Origin of the sequence: Enterococcus sp. AZ020, assembly GCF_050499205.1 — a bacterium.
Lineage (GTDB): Bacteria > Bacillota > Bacilli > Lactobacillales > Enterococcaceae > Enterococcus_L > Enterococcus_L dunnyi.
Map to the genome: position 1 here is coordinate 3,468,637 of NZ_JBIPAT010000001.1, position 13,187 is coordinate 3,481,823.

Genomic DNA, 13,187 nt, shown 5'->3' on the forward strand with positions numbered 1-13,187 from the left:
TTATTTTTTATTATTTTACACGTAGTCGTTGACCTGGTTGTAACATTGCATCGCTAGTCATTCCATTTAATTGTAGTAATTCTTCAAGAGAAATGCCGTTTCTTTCAGCTACTTGTTGAGGTCCTTCTCCTGAAAGTACTTCTGTATAATCACTATCAGCCTCTGTTTGACTTGATGATGGTGTTGTTACACCATTTGGATCTGTTTCACCTTCTGATGATGAAGTAGACTGCTGTTGAGATTCACTTGATGACGAAGGTTGTGTCGTGCTGTTTTTAGTTGACGATTGAACGACAACTGACGATGACGGCTGACTCGCTTGTTTACTTGCATCAGGCTTTTTATCTCTCATTACATAAAGGTAAGTTCCTACTGGAAGTGAAATGATCAATAGTAATAAGATAACTAAAATCGTTAGAAAAACTGTGTTTCCTTTCTTTTGTTGACGCTTTTCTGAACGAGAACCTCCCGCACCCTTTTCTGTATCATAAATTGACTGCTCCCATGGTTCGCGTACACCATTTTTCTTATCTCGTTTACTCACGTATCTGTTCCTCCTAAAAATTCTCTTTTGCTATTATACCACAGCTTTTTCTATGCTGCAGTCTAAAAAAAGATTATTTTCATTCTTTAAATAATCTTATCAAAATGTCCTCCCACCGATCGAGGATTTCGTTTTCTTCTGGTGATTGTACTATTTGTGCTTGATAACTGTCAAAGGATAAGTCGCAATTATCACAGCAGAATCTTTGATGATTTTCTTCTACTTCCTCTGAGAAATACTGTTGAATGAATCGACGTCGGCAGTTTGAATGCTGGATATAGTTTAACATAATTCTCAATTGTTGTTGACGTTCTTTCTCTTTTCTTAATAATCTTTGTTCCAACTCTTCAATTGTATATTCTTGATCCAGAAACCCTTGAATCCATTTTTGTTGGATCTCACTCAATTCTAAATCTGCCAGTTCATTTTCAGAAAGTGAAGATATCAATGCATGTAGGATTTCACGATCCATCCGACTTTCAGATTGAAAATAATAATGGATCGATTCATCGCCTTTTTGATAAAGTAAGATCGCAATACTTTCCAGTCCATCTCGCCCCGCGCGACCGATTTCCTGAACATAATTTTCTAAACTATCCGGACAGTCATAATGAATGACAAAACGAACATCTGGTTTATCGATGCCCATTCCAAAAGCATTCGTCGCACATAAGACATCTAGTTGATTGTGGACAAACTGCTGCTGCAGTAAGCTGCGTTCAACAGGAGTCAAGCCGCCATGATAATACGCTGTTTTCAAGTTCGTTTGTTCTTTGATAAGACGGTCAAGTGCTTCGGCTGTTTTTCTGGTCGCACAATAAATGATCCCTTTTTGTTTCAATTGCATCAGATAAGAAATCAGCTGTTCTTCTTTTTCCGTCGTTTGATCGACCATGAGTCCAATATTCGGCCGATTGACAGAGTATACGATTTGCGACACTTCTCGGCTGTGAGAAAACAATTGAGCGATGATTTCCTCCTTGACTGCTGGTGTTGCGGTAGCCGTTAGTGCTAGTGTTAAAGGAAAACCACATTCTTGCTGAATTTGAGCAAGTTTCGTGTACTCTGGTCTAAAATCGACCCCCCATTGAGCAACACAGTGCGCTTCATCTACAACAAATAGTGACACGGTCTCTTGAGCAAGCTTTGTCCGAACATCTTTTTGCAGCAATGTTTCAGGACTGACAAAAATATAGTTGTATTGACTCAAATGAGCCAATACATATTGTTTTTCAAAAAAGTTCAAGCTGCTATTTAATGCTATCCCTCTTGTTTCTCCTTGCTTTTGTAATTGAATCACTTGATCTTCCATCAAAGATAGCAAAGGCGATACGATAATAACCAATCCTTCAGTAAGTTTTCCGATCATTTGATAACAAAGTGATTTCCCTGTCCCTGTCGGCAAAACAGCCAACGTATCTTTTTTATCCAGCAATTGCTGGATCACTTCTTTTTGTCCTGGTTTAAATGTAGAAAAGCCAAATTTATCATGTAAAAACTGCTCTAGATCAATCATGGCAATTTATCAGCTCTTTCTTTTTTTAGTTTTTCAATTTGATATAACCGATATTCAAAATAATCAAGTTTCTCATTTTCTTGTTTTAAGGAACGATAGATCCATTGTGGACATGGGCTGGAAAGCTGGTCCAAAAATCGATAAGTTTCCTTTGAAATATAGTGTTCAAAAGGGATCTCTTCTGTTAAAGCAAGTTCCAGTAAATGATCTTGAATCGTACTTTTTTTCATCCCTCTTTGTTGTGCAATTGCTTCGATTGAAGTCTCTTGATGTAAGTAGCTTTTTGTTTGATTCATACTCTGATTATCATTTTTTGTTATAAAGGGTTGAATCGATTGTTTTAAAAACGTTTCTTCCGGCATATTTTCAATCTCATAGAGTAAATGGTGCAGCCGATCTTTTTTTATTAGAAGCTGTTCAAATGGAGTTGATTCTTTCTGCAGTATTTGAGCGGCGATCTTGCCGATTTGCTGATAACCAGAAAATTGCTGGGCAAAATAATCAGCTTCGCTTTTTGATAAACGTGATAGTAAAAAATGCCATTCGGCTTTCATCGTTTGAATCAATTCTTTTTTTGAAACGGATGCGATTCTGCGTTTTAAGAAAGCTTGATAAAACGGTGATTGCTCGAGCGGGATATATTCTTTATCTCCATAAGATAAATGAGAAGTCACTTGTACTAAAAATTGCAAAAAACGCCAGATTTCTTCGTCTGTTTTGCCAAAGCGATAATTATCCAACCAATGAATCGATTGATCGCTTTCTGATAATAATCGTTTTCCTTGCGTTGTTATCTGAACTTCTCCCGTTAAATCTGTTACCAATAATTGAGCTTCGTTCAACGTGTGTATCTGCTTGTTGAATTCCTGTTCCGACAATTCTGGACACAGTTGAAAAAAACGAAGATTTTCATAAAGAAAACCATAGACTAAAACGGAGCTTGTTCGCTTTCCTTTTAAAAGGTGATATAATGTCGATGTTCGAACCTTGTATCCGTGCTGAAATAACGTTAAAATAAAGTGCGGCTCCATTGTTTCACCTCTTTAAATGCTAGAATAGGATGTGTCACTATGTTATGTAAAATAATTCCAGATAAATGTATTGCCTGCGGGCTATGTCAAATCTATGCGCCTGAAATTTTCGATTATGACGATGATGGGATCGTACTCTTAAATCATGATCATTCTGCCCAACAGGAAATGATCAGTGAAAATGAACAGTCTAATGTCTTAACAGCGTACCGCAAATGTCCTGTCCGTGCAATAGAGATCACTGAAAAATAAAGAATAACAGAAAATGGATGCCATATATCGCCTCCGATTCTGTTATTCTCTATTTTTTTACTTTATATTCTTTAGCCAGTTTATTAAATGCTCAGCTATTTCATGTTGTTGTTCTTCGTTATCGATCGATGCAGGATGATCCCCTTTTTGTTCGCCATAGCTTCCAAAACCTGCGTGATTCCCTCCGCTTATTTTTTCATAAAGCGTCTGTTTCGGTAAATATCTTTTTGACTCATCATAAGCTGTCCAGTTCAATACGCCATCTTCTGAACCCGTCAACGATAAAACCGGTCCTGTAAATTTCGCTAAACTTCCTTTTTCATCTGGGTAACTTGCAAGAAAAAAAACACCTTTAGGAGCAGCTTGTTTCTCTTGGTCTGCTGCGAAACGACTAGCCATGACACCACCCAAAGAATGTCCTCCGATCACATAATTGCTCAACTGGTTCTTTTGGATCACTGCTTCTGCCTTGTTTTGTCCTAATACTGCTAGATTTAACGGTTGTTTCACTAAATAAACTGAGTATCCAGCTTCAGCAACTTGTTCAGCCCACAAGCTGTAACTAGTATTTTCTACTAAAGCACCTTGATAAAAAATCACTGATGGTTTTTCTGGATCACCTCTAAATACTAGAGTCCCATTTTCATTTTTGGCTTTTTCAGCACTTTCGATCGCTGAGGTAGTTGGCGTATAGGTGATCGTTTTAAGATAAAACAGACCGATCAACAGCAGCGCAACAATCACTCCTGCTATCCAAAGCAAGCGTTTTTGCCATTTTTTCAATTTAGATTCGCCCCTTTCTTTTCCTTTATATTTTATCAGAAAGAAGCACATTAGCAGATAATTTTGTTTTCAAATAAAAAAGAATCGAGGATGCTCCCCGATTCTTTCATCTATACATTATTTCATTATTGGTTTTTTATTTCCTAACTGATGTTGTTTCCTAGAAAGCCATGGTAATAACTTGGCGTGAAGGACTAAGAAAACAGCACTCACGATAGCTCCTTTGATTAAATTGAATGGAAGAATACCGATCGTTACGTATTTCGCTAAAGACATTCCTAAGAATTCTCCAGCCGACAGACCGAACAGCTTCAAATAAATTGGTGTAATCACAAAGTAGTTAGCCACACACATGAATATAGTCAGACTAAGAATTCCCGTTACCACACCGAATACTTTATTTGTTGTTTTGTGGCTTCCTCGTTTAAAAAAGTAATACATCGGCAAGGTGAACATTGTGCTTGCCAAAAAGCTTGTAGCATCTCCAACAAAATTTTGCGGCGATATTCCCGTTGTAAACAAATGCAGAGCAGATCTAATAAAAGCTGTACTGATTCCTGCCAGCGGTCCAAATAAGAACATGCTGATCATGACTGGAATATCACTAAAATCGATTTTCAAGAAACTGAATGCAGGCATGATTGGAAAAGCCACGAACTGTAATACCACCCCGATTGCTGCTAGCATTGCTACACTTACCATTTTTTGTACCTTGTTGTTTCGCATATGAAATCCTCCTGTTAAGGACCCATCTTCAAATGAACTTTTCTAAACCAACACTTTCAACTAAGATTCTCGTTTAACTGTGAGCAGCGCTTGATGACCTTCCAATTATAAGACCAAAAAAACTTAAGTGACTCAAAACGGTAACAACTTCTGCTAAGCATCATACCTGATCTTACACGGTCATAGACCATAAATAACATCATCTACTTCTAATTAATTTTAGGTACTTTAACTTTTAGAAGTTGATGAGATCGAAGCCTAGCGTAGTGATTCACAGCAAAAAAACTCTATTTTCCAACAGGGAAAATAGAGTAGAGTTATCTTATTTGAAAAATGCCAATTCAAATAAGCCCTATCTTCTTTATCCAGACTTTACTGTCGGTATTGGATTTTCACCAATTCAACTACTTCAAAAGAAGTAGGTCGTGGACTATAACCACCGGTCGGGAATTTCACCCTGCCCCTGAAGACGAACCTTTATTAATTTTTTAGTACAACTACAGTATACAACCTTTTTGAGAAAAATCAATCTTTATGTTCATATTATCACATAACTTTTCATCTATTCAGACAAAATTTGCTAGCTTCACATTGTTTTTTGAATAATTATGAAACTGTATACATTAACTGAGGGGACCAAAACAGTTGCTTCTGCTTCCACCTTTTATAACGTTTTAGAGTGCGAAGCAAAACCATTTTTTAGTTTTGTCCCGCACTCCTTCTCTCTTTATTTTGACTGGTTCATCAACACGCTGATTTCTTTTTTATTCAACGAACGGTACTCACCCGGACGAAGTCCTTTTAATGTTAAATCACCGTATTTTTCTCTTTTAAGTTTTTGAACTGGATAACCAACTGCTTGGAGCATATTTTTCACTTGGTGGTTACGCCCTTCATGGATCGTCAATTCGACAATACTTGTATTTGTCTTTAAATCAACAGAAATGATTTGAAAAGCTGCTGGCGCAGTTTTATAGCCGTCGATTTTGATTCCTTTTGTTAAGGGAAGAAAATCATGCTTTTTAGCTAAGCCTTTGACCTTTGCTACATATACTTTATCTACCTCATGGCTCGGATGTGTCAAACGTTGTGAAAATTCACCATCATTTGTCAATAACAGCAATCCTGATGTGTCATAATCCAATCGACCGACTGGATAGATGCGTTCTTTGATATGAGTAAAGTAGTCAGTAACGACTTTCCTTCCCTTATCATCTGATACTGCTGAGATCACTCCTTTAGGCTTATAGAACAAATAATAACCGTACTCTTCTTTATAGATCGGCACATTATCGACTTCTACTAGATCACTTTTCCCAACTTGTGTTCCAAGTTCACGTACGATTTTTCCATTTACTTTGACTCGACCACTCACAATATATTCTTCTGCTTTTCTGCGGGATGTGATGCCGGCATGAGCAATTACTTTTTGAAGTCTCTCCATTTAGCTTTCTTCCTCCGATTCGTTGATCTCCGTTTGTTCTTCTTCATTTAATTCTTTATAGCGGTCAAAAAAGAGATCTAATGGCAATTCTTCAGCGATTTCTTCTTCCATTTGCTGAATATCCGGCAACTCTTCTAATGATTTTAAACCAAAATAATCCATGAAATAGGCAGTCGTCCCATATAAAATTGCACGCCCCGGGCCGTCTACTCGCCCTTTTTCTTCTATTAATTGACGTGCAACCAATTTTTGCATGGAACCTGCTGACTGAACTCCTCGGATCTCGTCAACCTCTACCCTTGAAATTGGTTGTTTATATGCTACGATCGACAATGTTTCTAATGCAGCTTGTGATAAAGCATTTGAAATCGGTGATTGCGCATATTTTTTCAACAATGGCGCAAAGATTTTTTTTGTTGATAAGACAAAATGATTGCCAACTTCTAATATATTCAATGCAGATTGATCATCTGCTTCATAGCGCTCTTTTAATGCAGTCAGTGCTTCGTAAGTTTTCGCTGTAGAAAGTTCTAATAAATACGATAATTCTTCCAGTCCGATTCCTTCTTCACCAACAACGAATAGAATCGCTTCGATTTGACTAATTGTGGTCACGCTGTTTCCTCCGTACTAGATTCGATCTCATTTGCTGTATTGTATAGCAAAATCGTGCTGTAATTTTCTTCTTGCTCAACATGGATCGACCCTTTTTTCATCAACTCTAATAATGCCATGAAAGTTGTGACGATCTCCTGTTTTGAATGGGATGTAAAAAAATCTTCAAAATTCACTGGTGTTTGCCGATCGATTTGAGCCATCTTTTGTGAGATCGCAGTTATTTTTTCTTCGATCGACACATCATCTCCAGCCACTGTCGTTTTTACAGGCTGTCGATTTTTTTTCTTTTCAAGCATTGCATGAAAAGCCAAAAATAAATCGATCGTATTTAATTGATTGGGTTCCAGCAAAGGATTGTCTTCCTTATATTCATCGACATCCATTGGCTCTTTCGTAAAATAAAGACTTCGTTCAGACTCTTTTTCATGTAAAAGTCCTGCTGCATATTTAAATTTACGATATTCCAACAATTGGGCAACAAGTGCATCCCGCGGATCTTCACCAGTTAAAAGCTCATCATCATCTGTCACTTCCAACTCTTGTTTCGGCAACAGCATTTTACTTTTGATAGCCATCAATGTTGCTGCCATAACGATATATTCTCCAGCCACTTCCAGTTCCAAGGTTTTCATCGTGTGAATATAATTCATATATTGTTCTGTTACAGCAGCAATCGGAATATCGTAAATATCAATTTCAAGTTTCTTGATTAAATGTAAAAGAAGATCAAGCGGTCCTTCAAATACATCTAACTTTACATTCATTTCTTGCAAGATCATCCAACTTTCTTTTTCGACTCTCTAGTTTACCATAAAATTTATTCATTGTGTTCTTTCCATTTAGATAAATAAGCAGAAGTGGCAGCAGTGCCGTATAATTTCAGCTCTGGATATCGCTCCAGCACTTCGTTCAAAAGCTCAAAGCCAAGTTTTTCGCCACGAAAAGAAGGCGTGATCGAAATATCATGAACGACTATCCCAACAGAATCTTCTAACTCGATCCCTATGATTCCTTGGATATTCTGTTCTCCATCCGGTGTCCAAAGAAGTAAATGAAGATTTTCGTCATTTTCATACATATCGATTTCTTTCAACAACGAACGATATTCTGTCAGTTTTTGGTGGAAACTCAACAAACCCATAGCTATTTTCCGCTGTTCTTTTCTATAATACGTTAACATGATCTCACCTTCCTCTGTAGAGTACCTACTTTGATCAGGCTCTTGGAAAATGCTGTTTATAAACATCTGCCATTCGCTGTTTTGTGATATGAGTGTATATCTGAGTAGTTGAAATATCCGCATGCCCAAGTAGTTCCTGGACGATACGTAAATCTGCGCCATTTTCCAACAAATGAGTAGCAAAACTATGTCTTAAGGTATGCGGTGTGATATTTTTATCGATCCCCGCTTCTTGGACGATCTGCTTCAAGTTTTTCCAAACTCCCTGACGAGAAAGCGGCTTGCCATGATGATTTACAAATAGATGTGTTTCATTGGGATTTTTTTTAGTTAACATAGGACGGGCTTCTTCTAAGTACTTTTCGATCCATTGTATCGCATAATCCCCTAAAGGAATGATACGTTCTTTGTCTCCTTTACCAATCGTTTGTAATAAACCGATCGATAAATGTAGATCGCCAATTTTTAAATCTACAAGCTCACTCACACGTAATCCTGTAGCATACATCACTTCTAGGATCGTACGATTTCTGATGCCTAATGGTTTTGTTGTATCCGGCGTTTCGATCAAAGCCGTAACTTCCTCTATCGAAAGAGTACTAGGTAGTTTTTGCGCTTTTTTCGGCGAATCGATATGCTGCATCGGATCATGATCTGTCAGGCGTTCCTGTCTCAAAAATTGATGAAACCCTCTCAAAGTCGAGATCATACGAATGATCGTAGCAGAAGAATTACTGTCATTACTCAAGGATTGTAAATATTCCATAATTATGTATCGGTCAACTGATTGCCAAGAGTCTAGTTGTTGTTCTTTCAAAAAGGCATTATATTTATGTAAGTCGCGTTCATAGCTTTTTCGTGTGTTAAGGGAAAGCCCGCGTTCGATTTGCAGGTAGTGCAAATAATCGGTTATTTGTTCTTCCATTCATTTTACCTCATTTCTTTTTATTATCATATCAAAGAATGCTGACCTCTGACTAGTCTCCACAAGAAAAAAGCATAGCTTCTTCTCTCTAACACTTTAAAAATGACTGAAATATAACTCATCAAAGTCATATCTCAGCCACTTAAGGATTTAAGTTCTTGTTAATCCACGTATTGATTTAGAAATTTATTGACCTCTTCCTTGTAGGCTTTTGAATCAATAGAATAAGCCTTGGCGTGTTCAGCGCCTTCAACAACATATTTCTCTTTTGGTGCGTCAGTTGCATTATACACCTCATCCAGCATTTCAAATGGGACAAATGTATCAGCATCACCATGAATAAATAGCATCGGTGTTTTATTTTTTTTCAATTGTGCAACAGAACTTGCTTCACCAAAGAAATAGCCTGCACGAATTTTAGTGATCATACTTGTTACTGGAATCAACGGAAAGGCCGGTAAATTAAACATGTCTTTCAATTGATAAGTCAATTCTTCATTGACTGAAGAATAGCCACAATCTTCAACGATCGCCTTAACATTTTGAGGCAATTTTTCACCACTTGTCATCATGACTGTCGCGCCACCCATACTAATCCCATATAATGTGATTTGTGCATTTTCTCCATTTTTATCGATCATTTGGTCGATCCAGTTAAGATAATCTTTACGTTCCGGCCAGCCAAAGCCGATATATTCTCCTTCACTTTCACCATGTCCGCGAGCATCAGGAACTAAAACATTATATCCCCAGTCGTGATACATTTTTGCAAACTTCGCCATTGTTTCTGCGGTTCCCATGTAACCATGAGCCATAATCACATTTTTATCCGTTTTTTCATCCGCTGGCAAATAGATGGCATGAAGCTTTAATCCATCTTCCGATTTTATTGACCAATAAGAACGGTTTTGATCATCTTTGAACCACTGTTCTTCTGGACTTTTTGCCTCTATATTAGTGCCTGGAGTATCTCCTGCTAAAAAATCTTTTTCAGAGGGAACCACTGCGTAATTATAGAAGTACAGCCCTGCGCCGATCAAGATGATCGTGATGACCACAAAAACGGCAATCAATATCTTTACTATTTTTTTCATTTACTGACCCCTTACTTCATAATAGTGCTTTATCATTGAGAATCACCATTTCTCTCAACGTATTATTCACTTTTTAAATCCTTAAATAGTATAAAGTTTTATTCTCTTTTTCGCAATCTTAATCACAAATCATTTCATTTTTTTCATGCTGGTAATCATGAAAAAGCATCTCATAATTTTGTTTGATCGTTCGCGCTTCAGAAAGTTTCAGTGAGTAAATTTCTTCAAGTGTAAAAAAAGCTGCAGCACTTGTTTCAATACCCGGCTTGATTTTTTGACTAGCTGGCTGACATCGTATAAAAAATTTATACACATAGGTCAATGATGGCGGGTATTCATGTTTGGCTTTATCTAAAACTGCTATTAGTCGTTCCGCTTTGACTTTTAGTCCTGTCTCTTCGAGAACTTCTTTTTCCGCAACTTCCTTTGGAGAATACCCGATATCAGCCCAACCACCCGGTAAAGCCCAAGAATCATCACTTTTTTCTTTAACCAACAATAATTTGCCTTCTTGATTGAAAACAACTGCTCGAATATCGACTTTGGGCGTCGCATACCCTTCATCTTTGTCGAAAAATATCATAAGTTCTTGTTCAGATAACTCCGGATATAGTAAGTGAGTGAGTTCTTTAGCAACGATCGAGAGTTCCTCGTATCGTTCTTGATCAAAAATATCTTTGCCAAACTGTTTACCAGTCTGTGCGATCCCTTGAAGCTTCGACAATAAAATACTTAATTCCTTCTCCAATACTACCACCTCATTTTACCTATTATACCAAAAGGAATGGCTATTTACGCAGAGTGAACAAAAAAAGGACTGAGACATAACTCTACAAGTTACGACCCAGTTCCTTTAAAAATGAATAAACAGTGAAAACAAAAGTAAATACTAAGCTTCGACCATACCGGCTAGCCAAATTGTAACTGCTGAAGCACTAAGACTTGAAGGCCCAGAAAATAAGCTCAACTCTTCTGTCTCAATCTCATTATTTTTCAATTATTTTTTGTTTTCGATCAATTTAAAACTTGACCATGGTTTTAGAAAATCTAATAAAAATAGTTCGTCATCAGAGATACGGCCAACCACATTTACCCGACCATCGTTTTTCATTGGCTTCAGCGCAATTTGTGTTTCTCCTTTATATTGACCATAACCCACATTGTCGATCAAAACATCACCTTTAGTCATGTCGATCGTATTATGCGCTGGAAATTCACGATCTTTGAAGTGGATACGGGTCATCGTAGAACGTAAAATATATTCTGAGCGATCACCGCGGTAACTGTGCAGGCTAGTAAATAAAACTTCTTTTTCATCATCTGAAATATCGGCTGCAACATCTACTTTTACAGATGGATATTCGGCATTGAAGGCCTCTGCCATTGCTTTTAATTCAGCTTCTGAAGCATAAGCGTTCCCTACTAAAATATCATCGATCAAGCCCGTTAAAACAAGATGTTTTACTTGTGTAGCAATTTCAAGATCACGATGATCTTCTAGCGAACACAAGCCGTCTTGTGTCGGCCACGGACCAAACGTTGCGTCATGTGAATTCACAAAGGCCATTGTATTTAAATTATATTTTCTGAATTTCTCAGAACAAAAAACAAAATGATCATAACTTAAACCTGAATAGCGATGCGGATAAAAATTATGTGAACCTAATAAATTCTCTGTGTTGGGTGAATAGCTCATGATATTATCAACATAACTTGTACCGGTACTCATATTGATTTCTATTTTGATTCCATAAGGGTTACGGGTCATTTTTGCTTCTTCCGCTCCAGTAAAACCGATATCTAAACGTACACCATAAGCGCCCATTTCATTGAAGAATGATAAATCATCATAAGAAATCTCTAATTGTTCAAATAAAGCAGGATTGATATCTACCATAACTTCCATGCCCAGACTATTTGCGTAGTCTGCGACTTTTTTAAATTCTGCTAATACTTTTTCTTTATTTTCTGTAATTTGAAGCAAGCTGGTAAATACACGTTTGAATCCATATTTATGCGCTAAGTCTAAATATTCTTTGTCCTTTTCAAAAGTTGAACGTTCTGGATAAATCGAAATGCCTAATTTTCCCATTGTGCTGCCCCCTAAGAGTTTTATTGATTATAATGTATCCATTTTCATTATAGCAGAATGAAGAAAAGTGGTCTACACCTTTCCTAAATTTTAAAAAAAATCTATTTTGACTAGCAGTTATATCGATCATTTGTTATCATGAAATGTAAACTATTTTTGAAAGGAAGAATTAACCTTATGAAAACCAAAAAATTCATTGCTGCTGCTACACTCCTAGCATCATTAGTGTTCTTTACAGCATGTGGATCTAAAACTGAAAACAAAGCAGATTCATCTTCAAGCCCAGAAACAAAAACATCTGAATCCGTTGACCTGAATGCTTTAGAATTACCTCAACTATCAGAAAAAGTTAGTGAAGATGAAGATTTAGTTGAAATGGTCACAACAGAAGGCACGATCGAAATCAAGCTTTTTCCAAAACAAGCACCAAAAACAGTTGAAAACTTTATGACTCATGCAAAAGACGGTTATTATGACAATGTTACTTTTCACCGTGTGATCAAAGATTTCATGATCCAAGGCGGCGATCCTAAAGGTGATGGGACTGGCGGAGAAAGTATCTGGGGCGATTCATTTGATGATGAATTCAGCAACCAACTATACAACATTCGCGGTGCACTATCTATGGCAAATGCTGGTACAGATGCTGATGGCAACGGAACAAACGGCAGCCAATTCTTTATCGTCCAAAATGATCAAGATGTTTCTGATGGACTATTGAAAGATGACTACCCACAAAAAATCATTGACGCTTATAAAAAAGGCGGAACACCATTCTTAGATGGAAAGCATACCGTTTTTGGTCAAGTGACCAAAGGAATGGACGTTGTCGATAAGATCGCTTCAGCCGAAACAGACGAAAGTGACAAACCGAAAAAAGATATCCGTATCGAGAAAATCAACATTTTACAAGAAGCTAAATAATGATAAAATGAAACCGGACATGACCTTGTGTTATGCTTCGGTTTCTTTATTGTTCTTA

General features: G+C 37.2%; 15 protein-coding genes and 1 riboswitch. Of the genes, 2 read left to right on the top strand and 13 right to left on the bottom strand.

The window, feature by feature from the left end; genetic code table 11:
• Positions 1 to 10: 10 nt before the first annotated feature.
• The 3 genes from IGI58_RS16575 to IGI58_RS16585 all read right to left on the bottom strand — a co-directional run bounded on the left by IGI58_RS16575 (position 11) and on the right by IGI58_RS16585 (position 3,091).
• Positions 11 to 544 (bottom strand): SAG1386/EF1546 family surface-associated protein, encoded by a 534-nt coding sequence (locus IGI58_RS16575; protein ID WP_429952544.1) that lies wholly within the window; start codon positions 542 to 544, stop codon positions 11 to 13.
• Between the two features lie 79 nt (positions 545 to 623).
• Complete coding sequence (locus IGI58_RS16580) at positions 624 to 2,060, bottom strand: RecQ family ATP-dependent DNA helicase (protein ID WP_429952543.1); 1,437 nt, start codon at positions 2,058 to 2,060, stop codon at positions 624 to 626.
• The gene (locus tag IGI58_RS16585) at positions 2,057 to 3,091 is read right to left on the bottom strand and encodes a helix-turn-helix domain-containing protein (protein WP_429952542.1); all 1,035 of its coding nucleotides are present in this window, start codon (positions 3,089 to 3,091) and stop codon (positions 2,057 to 2,059) included. Before IGI58_RS16585 ends, IGI58_RS16580 begins: the two co-directional genes overlap by 4 nt.
• Before the next feature lie 39 nt (positions 3,092 to 3,130).
• Here IGI58_RS16585 and IGI58_RS16590 point away from each other — a divergent pair, with 39 nt between their 5' ends.
• A complete protein-coding gene (locus IGI58_RS16590) occupies positions 3,131 to 3,343 on the top strand; it encodes a ferredoxin (protein ID WP_087640035.1) in 213 nt (70 codons plus the stop codon).
• 57 nt (positions 3,344 to 3,400) lie between these two features.
• Here IGI58_RS16590 and IGI58_RS16595 read toward each other — a convergent pair whose 3' ends face one another.
• From IGI58_RS16595 to IGI58_RS16640, 10 genes are all read right to left on the bottom strand, one after another.
• A complete protein-coding gene (locus tag IGI58_RS16595; RefSeq protein WP_429952541.1) occupies positions 3,401 to 4,126 on the bottom strand; it encodes an alpha/beta hydrolase in 726 nt (241 codons plus the stop codon).
• Positions 4,127 to 4,243: 117 nt separating this feature from the next.
• Complete coding sequence (locus IGI58_RS16600) at positions 4,244 to 4,852, bottom strand: ECF transporter S component (protein ID WP_225533996.1); 609 nt, start codon at positions 4,850 to 4,852, stop codon at positions 4,244 to 4,246.
• Between the two features lie 350 nt (positions 4,853 to 5,202).
• A riboswitch (FMN riboswitch) is annotated at positions 5,203 to 5,327 on the bottom strand.
• Between the two features lie 252 nt (positions 5,328 to 5,579).
• Positions 5,580 to 6,296: a pseudouridine synthase gene (locus IGI58_RS16605; RefSeq protein WP_429952540.1), complete on the bottom strand. Its 717-nt coding sequence runs from the start codon at positions 6,294 to 6,296 to the stop codon at positions 5,580 to 5,582.
• Positions 6,297 to 6,911 carry an SMC-Scp complex subunit ScpB gene (scpB, locus tag IGI58_RS16610; RefSeq protein ID WP_429952539.1) on the bottom strand — a complete coding sequence of 205 codons (615 nt, stop codon included), beginning with the start codon at positions 6,909 to 6,911 and terminating at the stop codon, positions 6,297 to 6,299.
• The gene (locus IGI58_RS16615; RefSeq protein ID WP_429955260.1) at positions 6,908 to 7,687 is read right to left on the bottom strand and encodes a segregation/condensation protein A; all 780 of its coding nucleotides are present in this window, start codon (positions 7,685 to 7,687) and stop codon (positions 6,908 to 6,910) included. Before IGI58_RS16615 ends, scpB begins: the two co-directional genes overlap by 4 nt.
• A gap of 44 nt (positions 7,688 to 7,731) precedes the next feature.
• Positions 7,732 to 8,094 (bottom strand): GNAT family N-acetyltransferase, encoded by a 363-nt coding sequence (locus IGI58_RS16620; protein ID WP_087640029.1) that lies wholly within the window; start codon positions 8,092 to 8,094, stop codon positions 7,732 to 7,734.
• A gap of 34 nt (positions 8,095 to 8,128) precedes the next feature.
• On the bottom strand, positions 8,129 to 9,019 hold the full coding sequence (gene xerD, locus IGI58_RS16625; RefSeq protein ID WP_087640028.1) for a site-specific tyrosine recombinase XerD: 891 nt from the start codon (positions 9,017 to 9,019) through the stop codon (positions 8,129 to 8,131).
• A 161-nt stretch (positions 9,020 to 9,180) separates the two neighbouring features.
• Positions 9,181 to 10,113, bottom strand: a complete 933-nt coding sequence (locus IGI58_RS16630; protein WP_429952537.1) for an alpha/beta hydrolase — start codon at positions 10,111 to 10,113, stop codon at positions 9,181 to 9,183.
• Positions 10,114 to 10,231: 118 nt separating this feature from the next.
• On the bottom strand, positions 10,232 to 10,861 hold the full coding sequence (locus IGI58_RS16635; protein WP_225533998.1) for an NUDIX hydrolase N-terminal domain-containing protein: 630 nt from the start codon (positions 10,859 to 10,861) through the stop codon (positions 10,232 to 10,234).
• 249 nt (positions 10,862 to 11,110) lie between these two features.
• A complete protein-coding gene (locus tag IGI58_RS16640; RefSeq protein ID WP_429952535.1) occupies positions 11,111 to 12,205 on the bottom strand; it encodes a DUF871 domain-containing protein in 1,095 nt (364 codons plus the stop codon).
• A 177-nt stretch (positions 12,206 to 12,382) separates the two neighbouring features.
• Here IGI58_RS16640 and IGI58_RS16645 point away from each other — a divergent pair, with 177 nt between their 5' ends.
• Positions 12,383 to 13,129 carry a peptidylprolyl isomerase gene (locus IGI58_RS16645; protein ID WP_429952534.1) on the top strand — a complete coding sequence of 249 codons (747 nt, stop codon included), beginning with the start codon at positions 12,383 to 12,385 and terminating at the stop codon, positions 13,127 to 13,129.
• The last annotated feature ends 58 nt before the right edge of the window (positions 13,130 to 13,187 follow it).

Bases quoted from the DNA above. Each gene is read 5' to 3' on its own strand.
- IGI58_RS16580 (WP_429952543.1), bottom strand. From the start codon at position 2,060: ATGATTGATCTAGAGCAGTTTTTACATGATAAATTTGGCTTTTCTACA.
- IGI58_RS16585 (WP_429952542.1), bottom strand. From the start codon at position 3,091: ATGGAGCCGCACTTTATTTTAACGTTATTTCAGCACGGATACAAGGTT.
- IGI58_RS16590 (WP_087640035.1), top strand. From the start codon at position 3,131: ATGTTATGTAAAATAATTCCAGATAAATGTATTGCCTGCGGGCTATGT.
- IGI58_RS16600 (WP_225533996.1), bottom strand. From the start codon at position 4,852: ATGCGAAACAACAAGGTACAAAAAATGGTAAGTGTAGCAATGCTAGCA.
- IGI58_RS16605 (WP_429952540.1), bottom strand. From the start codon at position 6,296: ATGGAGAGACTTCAAAAAGTAATTGCTCATGCCGGCATCACATCCCGC.
- IGI58_RS16620 (WP_087640029.1), bottom strand. From the start codon at position 8,094: ATGTTAACGTATTATAGAAAAGAACAGCGGAAAATAGCTATGGGTTTG.
- xerD (WP_087640028.1), bottom strand. From the start codon at position 9,019: ATGGAAGAACAAATAACCGATTATTTGCACTACCTGCAAATCGAACGC.
- IGI58_RS16630 (WP_429952537.1), bottom strand. From the start codon at position 10,113: ATGAAAAAAATAGTAAAGATATTGATTGCCGTTTTTGTGGTCATCACG.
- IGI58_RS16640 (WP_429952535.1), bottom strand. From the start codon at position 12,205: ATGGGAAAATTAGGCATTTCGATTTATCCAGAACGTTCAACTTTTGAA.
- IGI58_RS16645 (WP_429952534.1), top strand. From the start codon at position 12,383: ATGAAAACCAAAAAATTCATTGCTGCTGCTACACTCCTAGCATCATTA.